This is a genomic window from Sorangium sp. So ce367 (assembly GCF_051520455.1).
Taxonomy (GTDB): domain Bacteria; phylum Myxococcota_A; class Polyangia; order Polyangiales; family Polyangiaceae; genus Sorangium; species Sorangium cellulosum_B.
Window position 1 is genome coordinate 9,769,860 of sequence record NZ_CP150334.1, and the last position, 24,685, is coordinate 9,794,544.

At 70.8% G+C, this 24,685-nt stretch carries 11 protein-coding genes; 8 read left to right on the top strand and 3 right to left on the bottom strand.

Annotated features, from left to right (window positions below):
* Window positions 1–12 precede the first annotated feature (12 nt).
* Window positions 13–10,590 (bottom strand): SpvB/TcaC N-terminal domain-containing protein, encoded by a 10,578-nt coding sequence (locus WME97_RS37055; protein ID WP_437544802.1) that lies wholly within the window; start codon window positions 10,588–10,590, stop codon window positions 13–15.
* A gap of 602 nt (window positions 10,591–11,192) precedes the next feature.
* Here WME97_RS37055 and WME97_RS37060 point away from each other — a divergent pair.
* The 3 genes from WME97_RS37060 to WME97_RS37070 all read left to right on the top strand — a co-directional run bounded on the left by WME97_RS37060 (window position 11,193) and on the right by WME97_RS37070 (window position 13,619).
* Entirely contained in the window at window positions 11,193–11,381 is a 189-nt protein-coding gene (locus WME97_RS37060; RefSeq protein ID WP_437544803.1) for a hypothetical protein, read from the top strand.
* On the top strand, window positions 11,378–11,767 hold the full coding sequence (locus tag WME97_RS37065) for a hypothetical protein (RefSeq protein WP_437544804.1): 390 nt from the start codon (window positions 11,378–11,380) through the stop codon (window positions 11,765–11,767). The genes WME97_RS37060 and WME97_RS37065 overlap by 4 nt, the downstream gene beginning before the upstream one ends.
* A gap of 145 nt (window positions 11,768–11,912) precedes the next feature.
* A complete protein-coding gene (locus WME97_RS37070; RefSeq protein ID WP_437544805.1) occupies window positions 11,913–13,619 on the top strand; it encodes an adenylate/guanylate cyclase domain-containing protein in 1,707 nt (568 codons plus the stop codon).
* Between the two features lie 474 nt (window positions 13,620–14,093).
* Here WME97_RS37070 and WME97_RS37075 read toward each other — a convergent pair whose 3' ends face one another.
* Complete coding sequence (locus WME97_RS37075) at window positions 14,094–15,077, bottom strand: phosphotransferase enzyme family protein (RefSeq protein WP_437544806.1); 984 nt, start codon at window positions 15,075–15,077, stop codon at window positions 14,094–14,096.
* 12 nt (window positions 15,078–15,089) lie between these two features.
* Window positions 15,090–16,436 (bottom strand): MFS transporter, encoded by a 1,347-nt coding sequence (locus WME97_RS37080; RefSeq protein ID WP_437544808.1) that lies wholly within the window; start codon window positions 16,434–16,436, stop codon window positions 15,090–15,092.
* A 12-nt stretch (window positions 16,437–16,448) separates the two neighbouring features.
* On the opposite strand from WME97_RS37080, the gene WME97_RS37085 reads away from it, so the two are divergent.
* From WME97_RS37085 to WME97_RS37105, 5 genes are all read left to right on the top strand, one after another.
* Complete coding sequence (locus WME97_RS37085; protein WP_437544809.1) at window positions 16,449–17,273, top strand: glycosyltransferase family 2 protein; 825 nt, start codon at window positions 16,449–16,451, stop codon at window positions 17,271–17,273.
* A gap of 1 nt (window position 17,274) precedes the next feature.
* Window positions 17,275–18,735, top strand: a complete 1,461-nt coding sequence (locus WME97_RS37090; protein WP_437544810.1) for a C45 family autoproteolytic acyltransferase/hydolase — start codon at window positions 17,275–17,277, stop codon at window positions 18,733–18,735.
* Window positions 18,736–19,144: 409 nt separating this feature from the next.
* Window positions 19,145–21,673 (top strand): cytochrome c peroxidase, encoded by a 2,529-nt coding sequence (locus WME97_RS37095; RefSeq protein ID WP_437544811.1) that lies wholly within the window; start codon window positions 19,145–19,147, stop codon window positions 21,671–21,673.
* Between the two features lie 47 nt (window positions 21,674–21,720).
* Window positions 21,721–22,371 carry a LolA family protein gene (locus WME97_RS37100; protein WP_437544812.1) on the top strand — a complete coding sequence of 217 codons (651 nt, stop codon included), beginning with the start codon at window positions 21,721–21,723 and terminating at the stop codon, window positions 22,369–22,371.
* Between the two features lie 291 nt (window positions 22,372–22,662).
* Window positions 22,663–24,234 (top strand): FG-GAP-like repeat-containing protein, encoded by a 1,572-nt coding sequence (locus tag WME97_RS37105; protein ID WP_437544813.1) that lies wholly within the window; start codon window positions 22,663–22,665, stop codon window positions 24,232–24,234.
* The last annotated feature ends 451 nt before the right edge of the window (window positions 24,235–24,685 follow it).

The window sequence follows — 24,685 nt, forward strand, 5'->3', positions numbered from 1 at the left end:
TGACACCACCGATCAAGGTGCATTCCAGCTTTTCCACTTCAACCAGTCCGACAGTGGAATATGAGCGTTAGGATGCTCGCTCAAAGGACCAGGAATTGATTTCCCGTCGGGCCCAACAATCCGCCCATTCGAATTAACAACGACATGATCCACCTGCTGCAGCGATTGGCTATTGTTCGGGTTACCGCGATCGATCCGGACTCCGTTCCCCTGGTTCTTCGGATCTTGCCATCTCACGCCTACCCCCTTCTTTGTCGGATTCCCCGCCCCCCACGAGCTTGGGATCTTAGCTGAGGCCTCGGCCGGCGGAGCCCATCCTCCCCCCTTTGGTGCCGCCTGTGGCGGTTTCGCCGCCTCCGCCCCCTGGGGCGGCTTCGCCGCCGGCGCAGGCTGCGCCGCTTTCGCCGGCTGTGCGGCCGGCGGCGGTTGCGCGGGCGCTGCTGCTGGCTGCGCCGGCGGCCGAGCAGCCTGTTGCTGCTGCATGACGAACCTGAACAGCAGCCGGCGCATGCCGTCCCCGAGACCGCGAGACGTGCGACCCGCCGCCGCAGCGCCAGCGTTCATCCGCTGCAGCATCTGCTCCTGGTGGAACTTTTGCCCCGCCGGCCCGTTGAAGCAGCTCGGGTGCCTGCACCCATTGGCTCCTGGCGGGAAGTTCCGGTGCGCCCCTTGCGCGCTCCTCCCATCCGGGTCGACCAGGTTCACCGGGTTGTTCAGCGTGTAGCTGTACAGCCCGAGGTTCCCCGGGTTGAACACCCCTCCGCTCGTCCCTCCCCCCATGTACTCGTCCAGGATCGGATCCGGGCTCAGCCACACACTGCTCCTCGGGTCGTAGTACCGCGCCCCGAAGTAGTACAGCCCCGTCGCCTGGTCGAGCTCCTTCCCTGTGAACACGTACGCTCGCCTCAGCTCGTACCGCGAGTCCGACGCGTCTATCCACAGCTCCCCGCTCGGGAAGTACTCGTCCCGCTGCGTCAGCGTCTGCTCGTTGTTCGACGCGAAGCTCGTGCTGCCCAGGTGGTCCGGGTGGTAGTACAGCGTCGGCGGGTCACGGAACCAGTCAGGATCCATCTTGCTCGCGATCCGCGTCTGCCCCGCATAGATGTGCTTCGTCACGAACCGCCCGTCCCGCAGCGTCAGGTGCTGGTCGTGGTACGCCGTCTCCTCCTCGCCGCTCACGTGGTGCAGGTGCACCCGCCGCTCCCCGTCGCCGTCGTACAGCATCCGCGACTTCAACTGCTGGTTCTGGCTCACCCGGCTGACGCGGTTCTCCTCGTTCCACTCCGTCGCACGCGTGCCCGAGCCAGGGTAAGTCCAGCCGGTCTGGTTGCCGCTCGCGTCGTAGCTGATCACCCGCGACCACGGGGCCGACTCCGCCACGCGCTGCTCCTCGATGCGTTTCGGCGCGTGCGGCTGCGGGCCCGTGTACTGGTACTCCGACCGGTACGTCTGCTCCTGGATCGGGTGGCCCTCCTTCCATGGATCGCACCCAGCCGGAACCGGCGTGGGGCACGCCTGCGGCACGTACCGGTAGCTCGCCTGGTCCTTCGTCAGGATGTTGCCAATCTCGTCGTACGCGAACGACAGCCGGTACCGGTACTGCCAGTCTCTCCGGTCCTGGTACGTCCCGCGCGCCGAGAGCAGCTGGTACAGATCGTCGTACCCGTACTCCTGCGTCGTCGGCCCCACCAGCACCGACCCCGGCATGTCCTGCTCGTACGGCGCCTCGTTCCTCACGCGCTCCAGGTTGCCCGCTGCGTCGTACTCGTACCGCATCCGCTGGAACGCCCTCGCCGGCCGCCCGCGCTCCACGAGGTACCTGTCGCGGTGGTCCGCGTTGATCTCCTGAAGCCGCCGCGACTTCTCGTAATACCGATACGACGTCGCGATCCCGTTGCCATGCACCACCCTCACCCGCTGCTCGAACTCGTCGTACCCGATGTGCTGCAGGTACTGCGTCACCGGCGGCTCGTCCGGGTGCTGCGGGTTGATCTGCGTATTCGTTCCCACCGCCGACCGGACAAGGCCCCCTCGGTCGTAGCCGTACGTCACCACCTCCGCCCCGGAGCCAGGAAACTTCAGCGACAGCAGCCGCCCGAACGCGTCGAAGTCGTACTCCATCGTCGCCTGGTACGGCCCCCGGTGCGGCTCCCTCAGCCGGGGGAACTCCGTCGTCAGCTTCGCCACGTTCCCTAGCCGGTCATAGGAGAACGTCCGCTTCCCCGCCTCGCTCTGCTCCTCCACCAGCCGCCCGGCCCGGTTGCCGTGCTCGTCGCCCGCCTCGCCCGGCTCGCCGTACACATACGTCACGTCCGTCGAGTCCGGGTAGTTCACCCGCCTGAGCCGGTTGAAGTCGTACTCGTACCGGATCAGCTTGCTCGCGCCTTCCGCCAAGAGCTTCGCCGTCTGCCGCGCCCCGACGTTGCCCGACCGGTCGTAACGCCACTCCGTACGCCCCATGTCCGGGCTCGTCAGCGTCACCATCCGCCCCAGCGTGTCGTACGCAGCGGTCGTCATGTTCCCGCGCGTGTCCGTCACCCGCACGAGCTCGTCGACCGCGCTGTACCCGTACCGCGTCATCAGCGCCGTCCACGCATCCGAACCGTGCAGCCGATTGCGCTCCTCGACCGCCACGATCGCGTTGTCCACGTCCTGGTACGCCTTGCGCACCTTCCCCTTCGGGTCGACCTCCGTCGCCACGAACATCGCCACGCCATCGAGCTCGTCGATATCATAGCTCGTCGTCGTCACCGCCTCGCCGGCCTCGGCCTCCTCGTCCGGCTCCCTCCGCTCGACGATGCGCGAGAGCACGTCGTACTCGAACGTCGTCGGGTGCTTCAGCGCCACGTCCACGAACGCCGTCGCCTCGCCCGTCGCGAACACCGGCTGCCCCTGCTGCCAGACCCGCCCCCGCTCGTCCAGCACCACCCGGCCGCTCACGCTCATGCCCACGGTCGGCGCGGCCCCCGTCCCTGGATCCTTCTCCAGGTCCTTCTTCGTCTGGATCACCCGGTCCAGCCCGTCGATGAACGTCACCGTGTCGATCGGATCCCCCGGGTGCTGCACGTCCTTGTGCCGCGTCCGCGCCCACGCCGGCAGGGCGACGCTCTCCCCCGGCTGGAGCGCATACTCGAACGCGATCGTCGCCTCCGCCGCCGTCAGCGGGTCGTCCGGACCGAACACGGCCCGCAGCCGCCCGAACGCGTCGAAGTCGTAGTGGACCTCATGGCCGTTGACGTCCCGCACCGCGCTGACCGCGCCGTAACGGTAGTCCGACGACGTCTCCGAGAAGTAACCGAACGAGTCGTCCACCCGGGAGAGGTACGTCTCCGCCACATCGTCGTACTCGTACGTCAGCGTGAAGGCCCGCGGCTCGATCACCTGCTCCAGGTTTCCGTACGCGTCGTGGGTGAACTCCCATGTTGGATTCGTCGACGCCTCTCCCGTGTACGGCGCGCCCGTCGCCGGATCCTTGCCGCCGATCACCGTGTTCGTGATCCACTCCACCGCTCCGGTCACCTCGTTGTACCCGGCGGTGCGCTCACGCAGCAGCGTCCCCGCGCTATCGCGCACCTCGACGCTGTCCGCCCGCACGATGTGCGGCCCGTCGTACGTCACGTGATGGATCGTGGTCGTGACGTCATCCTCCAGCGTACCTGGCTCGCCGTGCTCGATCACCCCGATGAGGTTGCCGCGGTCGTCCCAGTCCCGCTCCTCGCTCGTCTGCTTGCCAGGCGCGCTCGGGTCCGTCGTCTTGCCCTCGTACCACGACATCGTCCGCAGCTCTTCCCTGGGGAAGAACGAGCCCGTCAGCGTCGGCTGCGCCCCGGGTACGCGATAGGCCGCCTGCTGCCGGCTGAACAGCCGCCCCTCGGCGTCCTGCTCCATCACCTCGGTCACGAGCCCGCGCCGGTAATAGTCCTGGTTGTGGTAACGGGTCACGATCTGCGAGCCGTCCTCGCGCGTCGCCGTGACCTGCGCGAAGCCGTAGTCCTCGCGCTCCGCCCGGTCGTAGAACCCGCTCTGGTGGTAATCGAACGTGTGCACGTAGGCGGGCGTGCCCATGCCGTCGTCCACCTCGACCCGCGACAGCACCCACTTGCTGCCGGGCATGTCCACGCTCAGCTCGTCCGGGCTGCTCGCATACGCCACCTTGTTGCCCTCACGCGCATAGTCCAGCCGGATGCTGCCGCCAAGCGGACGGACAACGCGCGACAGCCGGTTGGTCTTGCCCGTCAGGTTCAGCCGCGCCCGCAGCGCCGGGTCGCTCTCGCGCAGCATCCCCTCGCTCAGCTTCAGCACGTGATCCGCCGTCCCGTCGCCGTCCAGGTCCTCCCATCCGAGCTCGCTCCGTCCGTCGCTCAACCCGAGCTGCGCCGCGATCTCGAGCACGATGCACACGTACGGCGTCGGGATCTTGATCGGCACGCCATACCCCGCGTTGAACGCCGTCGTCTCCGAGAACGACAGCGCGTCGTTGCTGCCGTTGATCTCCTTGGTGAACTCCTTCTCGAGCACGACCCCCCACGGCAGCCCGCCGCTCACCGCCGGCGCGCTCCACCTCTCCTCGGGCCCGAAGCGGTCGCCGAGGTTGAGCCGGACCCGGTAATAGCCCTGTCCAGGCTGCTTGATCACCCGGTCGGGCAGCCTGTCGCCGTTCAGGTCCACGAAGTCGACGAGCGTCCGGCTCACCGTGTGCGCGATGCCGCCGCCGATCCCCGCATAACCCACCTGCAGGCTGTTCGTCGTGTTGTCCTGCACCCGCACCGACGTGAGCTGCACCGGGGACCAGACCCGGCTCAGCGCGGTCAGCGGATCCCCGTCGACCTCCGGCAGCGGCTCGAACGGATCGCCGCTCGGATCGATCGCCGCCCAGGTGCGCTCTTCCCTGAAGCGGTAGCCGAGGTTCAGCGCCACACGGAGCACGCCGCCCGCGCTCCTCACCTTGTCCGGAAGCCCGTCGCCGTTCACGTCGAGCAGGTCGTTCGTCGTCTGCGACGTGCCCCAGCTCTTGCCGAGCGAGGGCAGCACGCTGAGCACCTCCTTGGTCTCGGCGCTCGCCTCGATCTTCTCCGCGATCGCGGACGCCGCGGATCCGAAGCCGAACCCGAACCGCGCGCTCATGGTCTCGATGATCCGGATGTCCCCCAGCCCACCGACGGTCGGGGCGTCATAATGCCCCGGCTGCTGGCCGTCGCACCGGCCCCCGCTGCCGCACGTCTGGATGCGCACGCCGCCCTGCGTGACGGCATCGGGCCGCCCATCGCCGTTGAGGTCGACGAGCTCCAGCTTCGACTCGGTGGTCCCGGTCGTCACCTGGAACGACCCGATGAGCGCGAGGTCCGCCGAGGCCGAGCCGTTGTGGCTCTTCCTCAGCCCGGGGACGTTGGCCACGTCCTCCGGCCGGACGCCGCCGACACGCGACGGCTTGAGCTCCCCGGCCCGGATGTACATGTCCGCGCCCGAGCCCCGGAACACCGGGCCGCTGACGCTGCCCACGAGAGGAAACCCGGCGTCGCCCGGCGACCAGCCCGCGTGGTACCCCTCCCAGTGCGGCTCGACGCGCGTGAAGTAAGGCGGCCTGTTCTCCTCCGGCCTCCGGCGGAGCTGGTTCTCGTCGAACGGGTACTCCGTCGTCCACTCGCCATAGCTGAAGCCGCGGAACCCGCCCACCATGCGGGCTTCCAGCTTCCCATCCGGGATCACTCGAGCGTTCACGGCGGGCACGTCCAGCACCGTCCCCGTCTCGTTGAACACGAGCTGCGGCAGCCACGACACCGACGCTCCTGGATCCGACAGCGATGTGTCCATGTCCGCTGCGCTCTCGAAGAACTTCGTGAAGGCGAGCTCCTCTCCCTCCGTCACCGGGAACACCACCGGATCGCTCGGGCCAGGCACGCTCCTGGCCGGGGAGATCGCCTCCACGCCGAGCAGCTCCCGGAACAGCCGCTCGCTCCCGCGATCCACCCGCAGGGTCACCGGCGCTTGCGTCGCTTGCTTCGAGGCGGAGCCGAGCAGGCTGACCGGCCCGCTCTCGGGCATGGCCAGCCGGGACAGCGAAAGCTCCGTCCCGCCGGTCCTGCTGTCGCTCAGCTGCACGGGCGCGACGATCGACTCCTCGGGCACCGAGATCGGCCCGCCGTCGCCGGGCGACGCTTCGAGCCCGCACACCCTCTTTCCGGACGGAGCACCGGACCTGGGCGCGCACTCCCCCACGGCGCGGCAGCTCCCCGGATCCGCGTCGTGGCCGCACACCTCGGTGTACCGGGCAAACCCCTGGTACTGCACGCGCGACGGGTGGACCACGTTCGCGCCGAGCTCGGCGTACAGGAACAGGAGGTCGCCCTGGAGCACGGACACCGGCCACGCGATCTCGGTGCTGAGCTGCGCGCCCGACACCCTGGTCCGATGGAGCTCGACGCTCTGCCCCGAGTCGACGTCCTGGCGCACGAGCCGCACATCGAACGCATCGAGCACGTCGGTCCGGACGAAGCGCGCCTGCACCGTGACCTGCCCGTCCGCCCCCGCGGCCCAGCCCGGCACGCTCCGGTCGAGCACGGAGAAGTCGTCCGCGAAGGTATAGGTATACATCGGACGCCCGAGCGCGTCGGGGCGCCTCATTTCGCGCGGCAGCATCGGCACGCAGGAGTCCGACAGGCAGAGCTCCGTATAGCGAATGCGCGGGTTCCAGCGCGTGATGTCGCCCTCGATGTCCTCCTTCGGGTCCACGCGGAAAAAGAGCGCATCCGTCGGACGGACGCGGACGCGGACGCCGCTCCCGCACCCCCCGTCGCCCTCGGGGACACACGCAGCGTCGCTCGGCCCGATGTCCCTCTGCCAGAGCGGCTGGTGGTCGCGGTGGAACTTGTCATTCGACCGCGGCACCGGCGTCGTCTTCGTGATCGACGCCATCACCCCGTCTCCCGCGCCGCCCCCGGCCAGCGACACGCCGCCGTCGATGACGACGATACCGTCGATCGGCGGCGTCCATTTCACCAGCGCGCTGGTCCGGTAGAACGCGTTGCGAAGCGCCTCGACCTGCTCGCCATCGCTGAAATCGTCGTCGATCGTGAACCCGGCGCCGCGGGCGCCCGGCCCCAGCCGCGCGTTGTTCGGGTTCAGCGTCGCCCCGCTCCCATCGAGCAGCTCCGGGAAGCCATCCCCGTTGATGTCGAGCAGCAGGCTCTGCGCGGTCGCGGTGCTCCAGGCGCGGTTGAGACCAAGACCTCCGAGCTCCTGGAACAGGTGCATCGCCCCCTGCAGGCCCGCCGTGATCTGGTGCGTGCTGCCCACGCTCTCCGGCGAGAACGCGTTTCCGCTCGACCGATCCGGGAGCGAGTTCAGCCAGACGCCGTTGCTGCCCACGAAATCCGGGAGCCCGTCGCCGTTGATGTCCGTGAAGGCGACGTCCTCGTCGTCCGCCCCGAACGAGACGGAGACCCCCACCCCGGCGTGCGGATCACACACCGTCGGCCCCACGCCGACGAACGCGCTGAGCCCCCCTTCGATGGAGCTCGTGGCCCCGAGGCCATCGCGCCCTTCCGCCGGGCGGCTCCACTCGGTCGGCGCCGAGAACACCTGGAGTTCGCCGTCCTCCTGCTCCAGGCCGAAGTACTCGAAGCTGTGCTCGTAGAGCGGCTCCTCACCGCCGTTTCCGTGGACAGCGATGCTCTTCAGCAACGACTTGTGATGGTGCCGCGCGTCCGGCGTGTCGTACGCGAAGAGATAGCTCCGGATGATCTCCTCGGCGCCGGGCGCCTGGCCCATGGTCACGTCGACGCGCGTGAGCCTCCGCGTCGTCCGCACCTCGAAGCCAGCGCGCGCCGAGCTCACGACGTCTCTCCGCTGCGCTCCGTCGTCCACGGAGAAGACCACGTGATAGTGCGCTCCAGGGAAGCCGCTCTCGTGCTCCGTGTAATCGATCCGTTGCGGATAGAGCTGCACCCAGTCCTCGCCCTCGGGCGCATCCTTGAAGTACGAGATCCGCATGCGGTTGCCGAACGTGTCTTCCACCAGCTCCAGGTTCCAGCGGAAGATCCCGACCTCGCCGGACCGGTCCGTAAGGCGCGCGCCCGCGCTCTGCCCGTAGGTATACCGGGTGCCGTCCTTGTCGGTGACCACCCAGTGAAAGCTCTTGGGATCGGCCCCGAGGCGCTCGATGCGATCGAAGGCGCCCTCGACGCGCCGCTCGTACCTGCCCGGTTGACCGGGGATGGCCCGCAGCATCTGGCCGTCGAGCGTGTAGAGCTCGTCGCCCGTGTACCGCCACACGCCGAACCGCGTGTCGATCTCGATCGCCGAGACGCGCAGATCCCACCCCACGCCGAGCCAGCCATTGCTCAGCTCGCTCTCGTACGTGACCGCCAGATCCGGCGCGATGCCGTGCCGGCCCGGCGGCACCTCGATCGGGAACGACAGCTGCGCCGTGCCCCGGCCGTTCGCCTCCGGCGGCTCGATGAACGACACGCCTGCAGACGGGCTCGCGAGCTGGATCCCCTTCATCGCGTTGGGATCGAACGACTGCGCGCCCGGCTGATCCGGCATGGAGATCGCCGCGTTGACGAAATCGGTGAAGTGATCCGTCAAGCTCGTGAGCTCCCGGCCCCCGCCCTCCTCGACGCGCCCGAGCTTCGTCCATCGCTGGACCGTCTCGTCGAAGTAGAAACCGAAGATCTCCCTGGCCCTGGCGCCGCTCGGGATCGCCGCGGCGTCGACAGGCAACGTCAGCTTCACCGGCTTCTTGAACTTGAGCCCGTGCGGGCCGAAGCGGAACGCGCGCCCCTCGGGCGTGACATTGCGCATCGCGCGCCCCATCGGCTGCACCTGGACGGGCATCAGCGGGCGGATCGTGATGCGCGTCGTCTCTTCCAGCGCGTCAGGCGGGATATCGAGCGTGGCGCCCGCGAACGAGAGCACCGCGCCCTTGTCCGGGCTCACCACCGCGCCATAGGGCGCGCCGTGGTCCACGACGAGCCCGCTCGGCGCGCCGCCCGCGGCGCACGGACCGAGCCGGAGCTCGCGACCGAGGCGCGTGCCGTCCTCGAGCCGCGCCTCGAGGCGCGCCGTCCACGTCCGGTGACTCGCCCCCTCGGGCTCCGGGAGCGTGAGCTCGAAGCTGCCGTCGTCGCCCAGCGCCACCGGCTCCGGGCCGGCGAACAGCCGTGCTCGCGACGCGTCTTCGCCGGCCAGATCGAGGAACCCGCGCACAAGGGCTCTCCCCTCGGCGCACTCACCATGCAGCGGCGTGCTCAGCGCGATCCGCCGCGCGCGGGACGGGACAGGGCTCGCCACCACGGCGACGTCCGACACCTCGGCGTGGCTCCCCTTCGCCCGCGCGATCTGCACGGAGGCCGCCCCCGGCCATGTCGCTGACTCCGGGAGATCGAACCGGTGCCAGCCCGGCGGCAGGTCCTTCAGGTCGAAGCGAAGCCCCTCCGCTCCTTCGCTGGGCGCGATCCGGAGCTCCCCGGCGCCCACGCTGGTCAGCTGGAAGAGGAGCGCGTGCGGCGCCACGCGCGCGCCGAAATCGAGGCTCAGCGCCTCCGTGCGAGGCGCGCGCTCGCCGCCGGCCGGCCGGGCGCGCGCCTCGGCAGCGGGACGCGCCTCGACCACACCGGCGTGCGGGATCCCGACCACCCGCAGCGCGCTCACGGTGAATCCGTGCTCCTGCTCCGCGGAGGGCCGGAACCGCACCACGTTCTCGCCGCGCCTCAGCCACGCGGGCGCGATCTCCTCGACTTGCAGACCTCCGGTCGCGGGCGCTGCCGCCAGGGAGCCGCCGCGCGGCGCTGTGCCGTTGATCTGCCGGCTCACGCTCGACCAGTGCCCGCGGCCCTCCAGCTGGTAGACGAGGAACGCGCGCGCGAGCGCCCGTGGATCGGTGTCCACGTGGAGCGACAGCGATTGCTCGCCGCCCGTGCCCGTCACGGTGGCCCGCTCGGACGTCGCAGCGAACTGGTAAGCCCCGGCGAGCCGCCCCGCGAGCACGCGATCGGCGAGCTCCACCTCCGAGAGGCCGCGCGTGGGCGCGCCGGCGGTCCAGAACAGGATCTCCTGCGGCCCGCGCTCGCCCGAAGGAAGCCACTCGATGACGACGTGCTGGGCCGTGACCGCCATGGGAAGGCGCGTCCAGCGCTCGCCCGTGTCGTGGAGCGGCACGTCGGCGAGGCCGGAGACGGCCTGAAGCTCGGCGCCGTCCTCCGCACGGACCGTGAGCGCGCCCTCGCTGCGCCCGTACAGCGCGAGCGCCTCGAGCGCGGTGGGCTGCGGAAACGAGACCCGGATCCGCACCTTCTCCCCGGTCTCGCTGCGAAGCCCCGTATCGCCGCGGCCATCGAACAGGACCCACGGGTCCGCCCCCGGGCCGGCGCCATCGGCGCGAACGTCCGCTGGCAAAGCCACCATCGGGACCACGGCGAGGCCGTCGGGGCCGCCTGCGGGGTCTCCCGCGCTCGCGAGCACGGCGGCGTCCCCGGCGAGCGCCGCCGCGAGCTCGGCGCCGCCGCGAGCGCCGGTGAGCCGCGCGCGCAAGGGATCGCCTATCCGGCGCAGCGTCAACGCTTGAGCCCACGCGCCGAGGGGCGCGCTCACCACCATGAGCAAGAGAACGCAACCCGCGCACCGCCGCCACACCCGTCTCATCCACCCGGACGTCATCGCTTGCCTCCGCGGCCGCGAAGGGAGCAAACGGCATCGTAAATAGCAATTACAAGCGATAACAGATGGGGCGGTCTCGCCACGAAAGGCGCCAAATTCGGCCGGTTCCCCGCACGATTTCAGCGCACCCGAAGGCGGTCCGCCTCCGAGCCATCGAATTCGGACCACCGGGTGCGGAGAAGTTCATTATCCTGTGACGCTCAAGCAACACTCCTTAGCTCGCCCTCTCGGCCGCCCGTGCGGCCGTGGGGGTGGCCGATCACGCCGTTCACGGAGATGACCTTGCGCAATCTCACGATCGGGGACCTGAAGCTCGCGCTGCGCGATCTCTTGACCGACAAGGCCGATGAGCTGCGCCTGTCGGCGACAGGCAAGCTGTATGAGCCGCGGCTCAGGGCGAAGCAGAGGGAGATCGACGCGATCCCCGACGCCGCGGGCACGCAGGCGCCGCTCGCCAGGGAGCTCGCCGAGGCCCGGCATGACGGCCTCGGGCGGCCGTCTTCTTCCTGTGCAAGGCCGTCGAGGCGCACCCCGCCTTGCCGGCGGCGCTCAAGGAAGCGGCGGCGACCGCGCAGCAGGCGTTCGTCCCGAAGCTCGACGTGCTCCGAGCCCCGTACGCGGACGAGGCGTCGGCGGCGCTCGACAACCGGCCCGAGCTGACCCGGCTCAAGGCGGAGCTGAAGGCCGCCGCGACCCCCGGCGGAGGGACGCTGCACGACTGGTGAAGGCGTTCGTCGCCGCCGGAGACGACATCGATGGCCTGCTGCGCAGGCGCGCCACGCTCCTCGCGACGGGCGAGAACGCCGCGGCTAGCGGCCCGCTCCGCGGCGCCGCCGTCGGGCTGCTCGGGCGGTTCCGGAAGGCGCTCCGGGACGAGATCCAGGAAGAGGGCAGCAAGCTGCCGGCCGACCACGAGGCGCGGCTGTTCACCTACGTCGACAAGCTCAACAGCGATCGCGAGCGGGTCGGGCGCGGGCGCGCGGCGCCCGAGCAGGCCCCGCCCACGCCCCCCAGCCCGCCGACGGTGCCGGAAGGCCCAGCAGCGCCCGCGCCGCCTCGCTCACCCCCCACCAACAGCCGCGCGCGCGCAGCGCGTTCACAGATGTGCTGACGCGCACCGCCACGTTCATCACCAATGCCCGCTACGTCTTGGCCGTCGAAACCGAGGCCCTTCTGGTCTCCTTCAAGGAGCGCTCGAACTTCGACGTCAGGTCGACATGTCGACGCGCTGTCCACCGGAAGCCGACTTTGCTTTGATGAAGGTCTTCATGTTCCGCCTCAGCACCGTGCGCGCCAAGCTCACCGTCCTCGTCGCGCTCTCTTCGCTCGCGACCCTCGCGGCCCTCCCCGTGTTGTCCTGGGTGATGCACCGGCAGCTCCTCGCGCAGATCAGCGAGCGCGTCCCGCAGGCGATCCGCAACTTCCGGCTGGAGCTCAGGCAGCAGCAGCGCGCCATCTCGGCGACCTCACGCCAGGCGTCTCGAACGCGCGAGCTGGTCGAGGGGCTCCGGCTGCGGAACGAGACGGCCGTGGAGACGGCGCTCGAGGCCGTCACCACCGCCCATCCCAACGTCGCCATCGTCGCCTTCGATGAGCTCGGCAATCGGGTCGCGGCGAGGGGGCTCGATGCGCCGCCGCCGAGCACGGACGAGGTCCCCGGGCTCACCGAGGGCCTCTCGGGCCTCGCCGAGATGGACGACCTGCGGGACGTGCTCGTCCATGGGTGCGATGGACAGCCAGGCTCGCCGCCCGCGTACATGATCGCCCAGCATGCGAGGAGCGACGCCGGATCGCTGCTCGCCTGCATCCCCATCGATCACACCTACTTCGACGAGGTGGCGACGAAGCTCGGCGTGGAGATCGCGCTCGTCGATCCGTCGGGCAAGAGGGTCACGGGCACGGCGCGCTTCCCGACCGAGCTGCTCCAGGACGCCGTCATCGGCGACGAGACCCACCCGACAATCGTCGAGGACGCGAGCTCGCTGTGGGCCCTCTCCCGCTTCGCGCCCCGATCGCTCCGGGGCAAGGCCGGCGATTTTTCGATCGTCATGGCGCTCGACGTGAGCGACGTCCGGAACATCGTGCGCCAGAACCTGATGTTCGCGGCCGGCGTGCTCACCGTCGCGGCGCTCTTCTCGCTGGTCCTCGGCGCGCGCCTCGCAAGCACGATGTCGCGCGCGCTCTCCCGCGTGAACGTCGCCCTCAAGCACCTCGAGCAACAGCAGTACGTCCATGTGGAGGCGGTGAAGACCGGCGACGAGCTGGAGGATCTCGCGACCGGCTTCAACTCGATGGTCGACGGCCTCAAGGAGCGCGACAAACTCCGCAGCACCTTCGGCAAGTACATGACCGAATCCGTGCTCGAGCACCTGCTCGCCGGCAAGGTGCAGCTCGGCGGCGAGACGCTCACCGTCTCGATCCTCTTCTGCGATATCCGGAGCTTCACGACCATCAGCGAGAGGATGAACGCCCATGAGCTCGTGGGGCTCCTCAACGAGTATTTCACCGAGATGGTGGCCATCATCCTCGACGAGGGTGGGGTCGTCGACAAGTACATCGGCGACGCGATCATGGCCGTGTTCGGCGCGCCCGTCCCCAGGCCGAACGACGCCGTGCGCGCCGTGCGCGCGGCCGTCCGCATGCGCGCCGCGCTCGAGCGCTTCAACGAGCGACTCGCGAAACGGGGGATCCCGGCGCTGAAGACCGGCGTCGGGATCCACACCGGCGAGGTCGTCGCAGGCAATATCGGCAGTGAAGCGCGGATGGAGTACACCGTCATCGGCGACGCCGTGAACCTCGCCTCGCGCCTGGAGAGCGCGACCAAGGAGCTCGGCGTGAGCGTGCTCCTCAGCGAGGACACGCACCTCCTCGTGAAGGACGTCTTCAACACACGTCCCGTCAGCGAGATCACGGTCAAAGGCCGCGTGCAGCCGGTGATGACCTACGCGGTGGCGGATCTCTGACGAGCGCCTGGGGCGATAGCGCATCAAGGCGCTCGGCGCGGCGTGGGTGCGCGTGACCGCGGGCTAGCACCAAACACCTCCGAGCCCTTCGGAGCGTTCAGCGACGACTTCCGCCTCAATGCATGTTGGGCGAAAAGGAAGAAGGAAAGATTCACAGGGAGGCGGGGAGGCGGGGAGACGAGAGATGGGGATCAGTCGTTCGAACCGTCAGGCTCACCTCTCCTCCACCTTGGTCTGTATATATCTCTCTCCTCCCCGTCTCCCTGTGAACTCTCTCTTTCTCTGTCTCCCGCCCAACGAACCGCTGGTGCTGACCGCGCTTCGCGCGGTGGCTCGTCGACCATCCACGATGCACTCAGCCCGAGGTGGTCGCGTTCATCGAGCGCGGGTTCGGTCCGGCGGTGGCTCAGGCACATTCGGCCAGGCACGGCCCATCTCCCGACATGCCCGCCCGCTCCCGCGCAGCGGCGCTCGTCACCCCCCCGCGAGCAACCGAGCAATCTCCCCGCGCTGGCGCCGCGCCGAGCGCGCCAGGGAGAGCTGCCCCGCCGCCCGGTACAGGTTGTGCGCGACCCGCGTCGGGAAGCGCGACGGGTCCCAGCCGAAGTACCGGTCCTCGAACGCATCCCGGCAGAACCTCGCCGCGAGCTCCAGCGCGATCCGCTCCGCCGCGTCGACGAGCGCCTCCTGCTCCTCCGCGCCGAACGGCCTCGCCTCGCGGTAGCCCGCCACGGCGGCGGCGAAGACCTCCAGATCGAAGTGCGTCTCGGTCGAGTCCTCCCCGACCGGGTTGCACCAGGACCTCCACGCGTCGCCGAGCTCCACGTCGATCGACTGCAGCGCCAGCGTGTCGAGATCGAGCAGGCAGATCCCCTCCCCCGCCTCGGAGAAGCGCAGGTTCGAGATCTTGAGGTCGCCGTGGCAGTGCCGGACCGGCAGGTCGAGCCGCCCCCGCCACGTGCGAAACGCGTCGAGGATGGCGTCCGCCAGCCGCCGCCCCTCACCCCCCGTGGCCGCGCCGTCCAGCCGCTCCATGTGGAGCGCCGTGTCGTGCGCGCCGGCGCGCACGTGGCGGTACACATGCTCGAGATCGTCCACCGCCCGGTGGAACCGAGCCGCGAGCTCCCCGGCGGCGCGCGCCAGCACAGGAGAGCCGACCCGGTGGTGCGTCCGGCCAGGGACGAAGTCCATCACCCGCCACACCGCCCCGTCAGCATCGCGCGCGCACAGGGCGCCGTCGCCGGTGCGCAGCAACCGCGGCGTCGCGAGGCCGCGGGCCGCCAGGTGCGCCGTCACCGCCTCGATGTCGTCGTGGACCTCCGGGGCGAAGATGGGGCTCACCCGCTGGACCACGTACCGCGGAGGGTCGCCGGCCAGCCAGGTGCCGTTGATGAGGCCCTCGTCCTCGCAGCGGCGCACGGAGAGGCCGCTCAGGGGCGCCCACACGTCCGGGATCATCGGGGCGGGAGGCTAGCTGCGCTCGGTCTCGGGGGGCAAGGGAGGCGGCTCCGGGACCGCCGAGACCGCCGAAGCCGCCGAGACCGCCGGCACCGCCGGGACCGCCGCGGCCCGCCGGCGCAGCATCCACTGCGCCCCGAGCCACGTGACGACGCCGGCGCCGAGGCCGAGCCAGGCGGAAGCCGCGGGTGCGCCGGCGCGCTCCACCAGGAACGCCCCGCCGAGCAACGTCCCGCACAGGCCCACCGTGAGGGCCAGGTTGTCGGCGGCCGAGAGCCGGCCGACGAAACGATCCGGCGAGAGCCGCTGGATCTCCGTGCTCGACAGCACCCAGTTCGCCCCGCTGCCCAGGCCCCACACGAGCACGACCGCGAGCAGCGCCGCCGGGTGGCGGGTCACCGCGAACACCGTGATCGCCCCGAACGTGACCCAGACGGCCCCGGTCGCCGCGAGCTCGCCCCGCAGGCCGCGGCGGACCAGCGCGACGCCGACCAGCGGGCCAACCCCGGTGCCCGCGCCGCGCACGCACTGGAGGACGCCCAGCGTGAGCGCGCCCGTGCCCGCGAAGGGGAGCTGCGTCGCGACCAGGTTGAGCAAGAGGAGCGCCCCGCCGTTCGCCATGTGGACCGGCGTCTTCGCGAGCACCGCGGCGAGCAGCGGAGGCCGCTCCCACGCGTGCCGCCACGCGTGGACCATGTCGCGGCGCACCGACGCGAGCGCCGACAGCATGCCGCCCTCCACCGGCCGCCCCTCCGCCACCATCGGGGGGAGCCCCCGGAGGAACAGCGCCGCCAGGCCGAACGACGCCGCGTCCAGGGCGAGCGCCGCCGCAGGGCCGAGCCCCGCGATCAGGCCGCCGACCGCCATCCCGACCGCGAACATGACGCTCCACGTCGCCGACGTGATCGCGTTCGCCTCGAGCAGCTCGTCCTCCTCGACCACATGGCGCAGCACCGCGCTCTGCGCCGGCAAGCGCAGCGCGCCCACCGACGCGCGCACGAAGACGAGGACCTGCACCCCGACCACGCTGCCGGCGACCGCGGCCCCCAGCATCCCGACCGTGAGCGCGCTCTGCGCCACGCTCGTCGCGACGAGCAGCCACCGCCGATCCAGCCGGTCCGCGAGCACCCCCGCCACCGGCGCGAACAGCGCGATCGGGAGGTGATGCCCCACCATCACCAGCGCGAGCGCCACGACCCCGCCCCCCTCGCCCCCCAGCGCGAGCAGGCTCACAGCGACGAAGCTCATCCAGTCGCCCAGCAGCGAGACGACCTCGCTCATCCAGACGCGACGGAACGCAGGACGGCAACGGAGCAGGAACAGGCCAGGACGGCGCTCCGGGCGCCTGCCGCTGTTCATCCAGGGCACACCATGCTAATCGCGCTATGTCTCATGCGGATCTGCGCCATCATTCCCGCCTACCAGGCCGAGCGCAACGTGGGGGACGTCACACGGGAGGCGCTCCGGGTCCACGGCCTGGCCGGCACCGTCATCGTGGTGGACGACGGGTCGAGCGACAGGACGGCCGAGCGGGCGCGCGCGGCGGGCGCCACGGTGCTGAGCCACCCGGAGAACCTGGGCAAGGGCGCCGCCCTGCGCACCGGGATGGAGTTCGCCCTCGCCGCAGGCTTCGACGTCGCGGTCACGATCGACGCGGACGGACAGCACCCGCCGGAGGAGGCGCGGCGCCTCATCGAGGCCGACGCCGACCCCGAGGCGCTGGTGCTCGGCATCCGGGATCTCGCGGGCGCGGGCGCGCCGCGCGCGAACCAGATGTCGAACCGGATCTCGAACTTCTTCCTCTCCCTCTTCGCCGGCCGCCCCTTCGCGGACACCCAGTGCGGCCTGCGCCGCTACCCGCTCCGGACGACGCTGTCGCTCGGCGCCCGCGACGAGGGGTACGCCTTCGAGGCGGAGATCCTCCTGCGCGCGGTGGCCGCCGGCGTCCGCCTTGTCGAGGCGCCGATCCGGGTCATCTACCCGCCCGAGGGCGAGCGGCTCACCCACTTCGACAGCGTGCGCGATCCGGCGCGGATCATCCGCCGGGTGGTGGCGACGCTCGCGCTCACGCGCGGGCTCCGCCACGTGCCGGCCGAGCCGGTGCTGGCCCCCGACCCGGTCCGCCCGGCCGCGGCGAGCGCGCTCGCCACGGAGCTCGACCCCCACCCGCGGCAGCCGGCGACGGCGCCTCCCTGATTTGCGGCCGCCGCGCCTCGCACGCCATCGCCGCAAGCTCCTCGCGGCCGCCGCGCTCCTCGCCGCGCCGATCCTCGCGCACCTCGGCATCGCCGCCGCGACGCGGATCGAGCCGCCCGCGATCCGCGCGGCCGCCGGCGAGCCCGAGGCGAGGCCGGGAGGGCTGCGCGTGCTCGGCCCGGCCTACGTGCGTCGCCGCGGGCGGATCCTCGAGGCGCGCCTCTCCGGGTCGCCGGAGGAGATCGGGCACCAGCACGGGCGGCTCTTCTACCCGGAGATGGTCCACAACGAGGGGACCCTCTACGAGCAGTTCCACCACTACGTGCCGGTCGCCCCGCTCCGGTGGCTCATCATGGACCTGTCGCGCCTCGAGTTCCGCGGCGTCGACGAGGGCATGACCGACGGCGTCCGGCGCGAGATCGCCGCGCAGGCCCTCGCCTTCTCGCCCGACCCGTTCGACGGCGTCCTCCCCACGTACCACCGCTTCGTCTTCCTCCAGTCGCTCTACGACATCGCGCTCTCGTTCGAGCACTCGCCGCTCATCGGCTGCACGAGCTTCGCGCTCACCGGGACGGCGTCGGCGGACGGGCACGCGGTGCTCGCCCGCAACTTCGACTTCGAGGCCGGGCCCGTCTTCGACGAGGGCAAGGCGGTGTTCCTCGTCCACGAGCAGGGGAAGATCCCGTACGCCTCGGTGTCCTGGCCCGGCCTGATCGGCGCGGTGACGGGGATGAACGCCGCGGGCCTCGCGCTCGTCGTCCACGGCGGGCGGGCCGGCGAGCCGCGGGCGGCGGGCGAGCCGGTCGTCCACACGATGCGCGAGGTGCTCGGCCGCGCGCGGAGCGTCGACGAGGCGCTCGCGATCCTCGAGGCGCGCGCGCCGATGGTCTCCCACCTCGTGATGCTCGTCGACGCGGGCGGCGAGACGGCGATCGCCGAGCGGGCGCCCGGCGCGCCGCTGCACGCGCGCCGGGGCCGCGGCAAGGTCCCGCTCACCAACCACTTCGAGGGGCCGCTCGCGGGCGATCCGCGCAACCTCCGCGTCCAGGCCGAGACCTCGACCCGCCCGCGGCGCGAGCGCCTCGACGAGCGGCTCGCGGCGCTGCCCGAGGGCGCGACGATCGAGGCGGCGATCGACGTCCTGCGCGACCGGCGCGGGCGCGGCGGCGCGCCCCTGCCGCTCGGCGACCGGCGCGCGATCGACGCGCTCATCGCCACCCACGGGGTCGTCATGGACGCCACGGCGCGCGTCCTCTGGGTCAGCGAAGGCCCCCACCTCGCGGGCCGCTTCCTTCGCTTCGACCTCACCCGGCTGCTCAGCCCCACGTTCGACCCGGCGCTCGACACGGCCGAACCCGACGCCATGCCCGAGGATCCGCTGCTCACGAGCGGCGACTACGCCGCCTGGGAGCGCGCGGGCTCACCCCACGAAGGCGGGGAGCGCGGCAACGACAATCCTTAAATAAGCAACGACAATCCTTAAATAAACAGACGCAACCAAATAACCGCTCCGTCCCTCGCGCAAGCGCGGCGGCGCCGTCTCCATGCCGTGACGCGGAGGTGGCGAGCGTGACGAGCATGGCGAGCGAGCGCGACAGCCCCGCGCCCGGGATGCGCCTCATCCCACGGCGAGCACGAAAGCGCCGCGCCCGCGAGGATCCTCCCCGCAGCGGCGACACACCCGGCGCGAAATCGCAAGTTTTCGGCGCGGTTTCGGGGTGCCCTCTCTCCCACGCCCATACACCGGAGGTGGGACACCTCTCGTCCGGCGTGGCCTTACCGCAAGATTGCCTAGCGCGACCTTCCGTCCGACAATGCGATTCGGGGCGCCAAGGTCGCGGCATCGGAGCGGCGACCGGGTCGACCAGACCATGACGGACATCAACCTGATCAACACGACCCTCGATCAACGGTACGTCATCCTCGGGCTGCTCGGGGAAGGCGGGATGGGGGCGGTCTACGAGGCACGGCACCTGGGCACCGGCCGCCGCGTCGCCGTCAAGGTGATCACGAGCAAGCTCGCGCAGGACGAGGCGGTGATGGCCCGCTTCGAGCGCGAGGCCAGGGCGGCCGGCGCGATCGACAGCGAGCACATCGCGAGCGTGCTCGACAGCGGCAGGGACCGCGCGACCGGCCTGCCCTTCCTCGTGATGGAGCTGCTCAACGGCGAGGACGTCGACCAGATGCTCCGGCGGCTCGGCCCCCTGCCGCCCGAGCTCGCGCTCTGCATCGTGGCCCAGGCGTGCATGGGCCTCATCAAGGCGCACGACGCGCGCGTCCTCCACCGCGACATCAAGCCCGCCAACCTGTTCCTGGCGCGGCGCGACGGGGGCGAGTACGCGGTCAAGCTCCTCGACTTCGGCGTCGCCAAGATCCAGGACGACACCTTCGAGCAGCAGAAGGAGCTCACGGCCACGAGCAACCTGATCGGCTCGCCCATCTACATGTCGCCCGAGCAGGCGCGCAACATGCGGGACGTCGACGGCCGGACCGACGTCTGGTCGCTCGGCATCGTCCTCTTCAAGATGCTCGCCGGGCGCACCCCCTACAGGAACTCGCGGGGGCTCGGCGAGCTCATCGTCGCGATCTGCTCGACCCCGGCGCCGCCCATCCAGACGCTGGCGCCCTGGGTGCCCTACGAGGTCTCCGAGATCGTCCAGCGCGCGCTCCAGATCGACAGGAACCTGCGCTTCCAGAGCGCGGCGGAGATGCTCGACGAGTGCCGGATGCTCCTGCAGCACGGGATCTCGATCCACGAGAGCATGCTGCGGCCCCTCCCCGACTCAGTGCAGGCCGACATCCCGCCGCCCTCGCAGGGGCCGCCGAACACTGACATGCCGACGCGGCGCCCGCCCACGCCCGTGGGAACGCCCCGCAGCCGCACGCCGACGCCCGGGAGCACGTCCCGCAGCTGGCCGGACCCCGGCGACTTCTCGACGCGGCGCCCGCCCACGCCCGTGGGGACGCCCCGCAGCTGGCCCGAGCACGTCACGCACAGCGGGGCCCTCGGCCAGAGCGGTCACCACTCGACCCAGAGCGGCCACCACCACACGACCCAGGGCGGTCACCACCACGCGACCCAGAGCGGCCACCACGTGACCCCGCACGGCCTCCTGATCCGCGGGCTCCCGGACGGCCCGCCGCCATCGAGGACGGTCTCGGGCACCTCCGTGCCCTTCCACAAGACGATCATCGTGGCGGGCGACCAGCCCACCGCCCACGTGCGCCCCCGCAGCAGGGCGGCCCCGCTCGTTGTGGCGGCGGCGCTGGTCGCGGCGACGGGCGCCGGCGTCGGCGCCTGGCTGGTGCAGAAGACGACGGCGTCCGCGTCCGCCCCGGCGACGGGCGGGACGCAGCCCGCGCCGGCGGCCGCCGCGGCCCCGGGCGCGGCCACCGCGGCGCCGGGCGCGGCCGCCGCGGCCCCGGCCGAGCCGGCGGTGCAGATCGATCCGGAGCGGCTCGGGAGCTTCAACCCGCTGCCGGCGGTCATCACGTCCTCGAGCAACCCGCTCACGGACGAGAAGATCAACCTCGGCCGGATGCTCTACTACGAGACGCGGATCTCGAAGAACCACGACCTCTCGTGCAACTCGTGCCACCCGCTCGACCGCTACGGCGCGGACGGCGCCAAGGTGTCGATCGGGCACGCGCACCAGAGCGGCCGCCGCAACACGCCGAGCGTGTACAACTCCGCGGGGTTCTTCTCGCTCATGTGGGACGGGCGCTTCGACAACGTCGAGGCCCAGGCCAACGGGCCGATGATGAACCCGAGCGAGATGGCGATGACGCCGGTGCGGCTGGAGGCGACGCTGCGCTCGATCCCGGAGTACGTGAAGGCGTTCGGCAGGGCGTTCCCGAGCGATCCGTGGCCCGTCAACGCCAACAACACCGCGAAGGCGCTCGGCGCGTTCGAGCGCAAGCTGATCACGCGCGGGCGGTGGGACCTGTTCCTGGAGGGGGAGCCCGAGGCCCTGACCAACGCGGAGAAGGAAGGGTTCAACACGTTCGTCGAGGTCGGCTGCGTGACGTGCCACTTCGGCCCGCACGTCGGGGCGACGATGTTCCAGAAGCTCGGCCTCGTGCGGTCGTGGCCCGACACGATGGACCGCGGCGTCTTCGAGATCACGAAGAAGCAAGCTGATTTCATGGTCTTCCGGGTGCCGACGCTCCGCAACGTGGCCATGACGGCGCCGTACTTCCACGACGGGTCCGTCTCGTCGCTGCAGGAGGCGGTGCGGCTCATGGGCAAGCACCAGCTCGGCAAGGACCTGTCCCATGCGCAGGTCGAGCAGATCGTCGTGTGGCTCAAGTCCCTGACGGGCGATCTCCCGAAGGAATACATCGCGAAGCCGGACCTGCCGGAGAGCGGGCCCAACACGCCGAAGCCCATTGCGGATTGAGCGCGGCCCGCTCGTCTGACATGACCATGTCAGAGGACGAGGCGAGGATGCAGCGACGATCTTTCATGATGGGGCTCGCGGCGTGCGGCGGGGCGCTGTCGATCGGCAGCCACGCGCGCCGCGCGCGCGCGGACGAGGTGGGCGACGCGCTCGCCGAGATCACGCGGGCGCGCGCGTCGGTGAAGACGCTGGTCGCGCCGTTCACGCAGGAGCGGAGCATCGGCCTGCTGGCGACGGCGGTGAAGAGCGACGGCGAGATGACGCTGGTGCTGCCCGACCGGCTCCGGTGGGAGCTGAAGCCGCCGGACGCGATCACCTACTGGATCACGCCCGAGGGGTTCGGCTTCGCGACGCCGAAGGGCGCGGCGGGCGCGGGGCGCGGCGCGGCGGGGCGCTTCGGGGCGGTGCTGTCGGACCTGCTGGTGCTGCTCGGCGGCGATCTCGGGAAGCTGCGTGCGCGCTACGATCTGTCGATCCCGAGCCGCGCGGACGGGATCACGCTGGCGGCGCGGCCGCGGGCCGAGGAGGTCGCGAAGCACGTGCGCAGCCTCGAGATGACCTCGGGGCCGGAGCTGTGGTCGGTGCGGCGCGTGGTCATCGAGGAGCGGAACGGCGACCGGAGCGTCATCGCGTTCGGCAAGGTGGCGCGGGACGTGAGCGTGGATCCGGCGCGGATGAAGGCGCCGAAGCAGGGCTGAACCGAGGCGATTCCGTCGCGCACGAGCCCTGTTCTGCGCTCGGCTCTTCGTTTCTGCCTCGTATTGCCGCATTCGGGCGCGGTGCTACTTCATGCCGAGCCGCGACGAGGCGCGGCCCCAGGGGAAGGCGTTCGCCTGGCGAGACGCGGCGGGACGGATCGCTCGATCGACAGCGCCTCATGATGTGTCCACCGACCGCTCTCCTCGAACCGGGGTGGTCGTGCCGGACGGCGGCGCGCGCGCCCTGTCGCGGCGTCATGGGTCCGGAGTGCCAAAGGGGGGAAGATGCCGATGTTACGAACATGGGGTGCCACGGCGCTCCTCGCGGGGGGAGCCTGGGTCGGAGCGGCGAGTGGCTGCGACGTCACCGAGCAGGGCGCTGCAGCTGGCGAGTTCGCGGCGGAGGGCGTGGGCGAGGCGGCGGACGAGCACAGGTGGAGCGCGTGCACGTGCGATGCGCAATGCGATGACGACAACCCGTGCACCCGCGACCGGTGCACCTGGGGAAAGTGCAAGCACACGGCGCGGCCGAACCACACCGAGTGCGACGATGGCAATTCGTGCACGTTCGATGTCTGCATCTGGGGCATCTGCAAGAGCCAGAAGAAGCCCAACGGCACCTCGTGCGACGATGGCAACGCGTGCACCGAGACCGATACCTGCCGGCGGGGGGTCTGCGTCGGCAAGGACCCGGTCGAGTGCACCGCGCAGGACGAGTGTCACGAAGCGGGCGTGTGCGATCCGGCCACCGGCGCGTGCTCGAACCCCACGAGCCCGGACGGCACGCCCTGCACGGGCGGGTTCTGCGAGGGGGGCGTCTGCCAGCCCAGGGTCCTGTTCGGCCCGAGCGTGGAGTACGAAGCCGGCGCTAACCCCAGCTCTGTCGCGATGGGGGACTTCAACGACGATGGCGCGCTCGACCTCGCCACCGCGAACCAGCTCAGCGACAACGTGAGCGTGCTCTTGGGCAACGGCGACGGGACCTTCCAGGCCGCTCAGAACTTCGCGGCCGGCGACGCTCCCACCTCCGTGGCAGTGGGGGACTTCAACGGCGACGGCGATCTCGACCTCGTCATCGCGAACTTCAACAGCGACAACGTGAGCGTGCTCTTGGGCAACGGTGACGGGACCTTCCAGGCCGCTCAGAACTTCGCAGCCGGCGATGGTCCCCGCGCCGTGGCGGTGGGGGACCTCAACGGCGATGACGATCTCGACCTTGCCACCGCGAACGTCATCAGCGCCAACGTGAGCGTGCTCCTGGGCAACGGCGACGGGACCTTCCAGGCCGCTCAGAACTTCGCAGCCGGTGCTGGTCCCGCCTCTGTGGCGGTGGGGGACTTCAACGGCGATGGCGATCTCGACCTCGCTACCGCGAACTCCAACAGCGACAACGTGAGCGTGCTCTTGGGCAACGGCGATGGGACCTTCCAGGCCGCTCAGAACTTCGCAACCGGCGCTGGTCCCGTCTCCGTGGCGGTGGGGGACCTCAACGGCGATGGCGATCTCGACCTCGCCACCGCGAACGCCAACAGCGACAACGTGAGCGTGCTCTTGGGCAACGGCGACGGGACCTTCCAGGCCGCTCAGAACTTCGCAGCCGGCGATATTCCCCGCTCCGTGGTGGTGGGGGACCTCAACCTAGATCTCGCGCTCGACCTCGCCACCGCGAACCTCGGCAGCGACAACGTGAGCGTGCTCCTGGGCAACGGCGACGGGTCCTTCCAGGCCGCCCAGAACTTCGGCGTCGGCGATGGTCCCACCTCCATGGCCGAGGGGGATCTCGACGGCGATGGCGATCTCGACCTCGCCACCGCGAACTTTTTCAGCAACGACGTGAGCGTGCTCCTCAATCAGACGCCGTGACGCCCTCCCGCCGCTGCGGTGCTCTGCCGCCGCTCGGGCACCACACCGGCCGCATGGGCACCCTTGCCCGAGCGTATCCACCCCCTTCATCCAAGGTGCGGGAGCTGCACCGCACCGACGGCCGGAGCTATGGTCGGTGCGGCGGGCGGTCATCGAGGAGCGGAACGGCGACCGGAGCGTCATCGCGTTCGGCAAGGTGGCGCGGGACGTGGGCGTGGATCCGGCGCGGATGAAGGCGCCGAAGCAGGGCTGAGCCGAGGCGATTCCGTCGCGCACGAGCCCTGTTCTGCGCTCGGCTCTTCGCTTCTGCCTCGTATTGCCGCATTCGTATGCGGTGCTATTTCATGCCGAGCCGCGAGGAGGTGCAGACGCACGAGGAGGCGTTCGCCTGGCGAGACGCGGCGGGACGGATCGCTCGATCGACAGCGGCTCGCGACGTGTCCACCGGCCG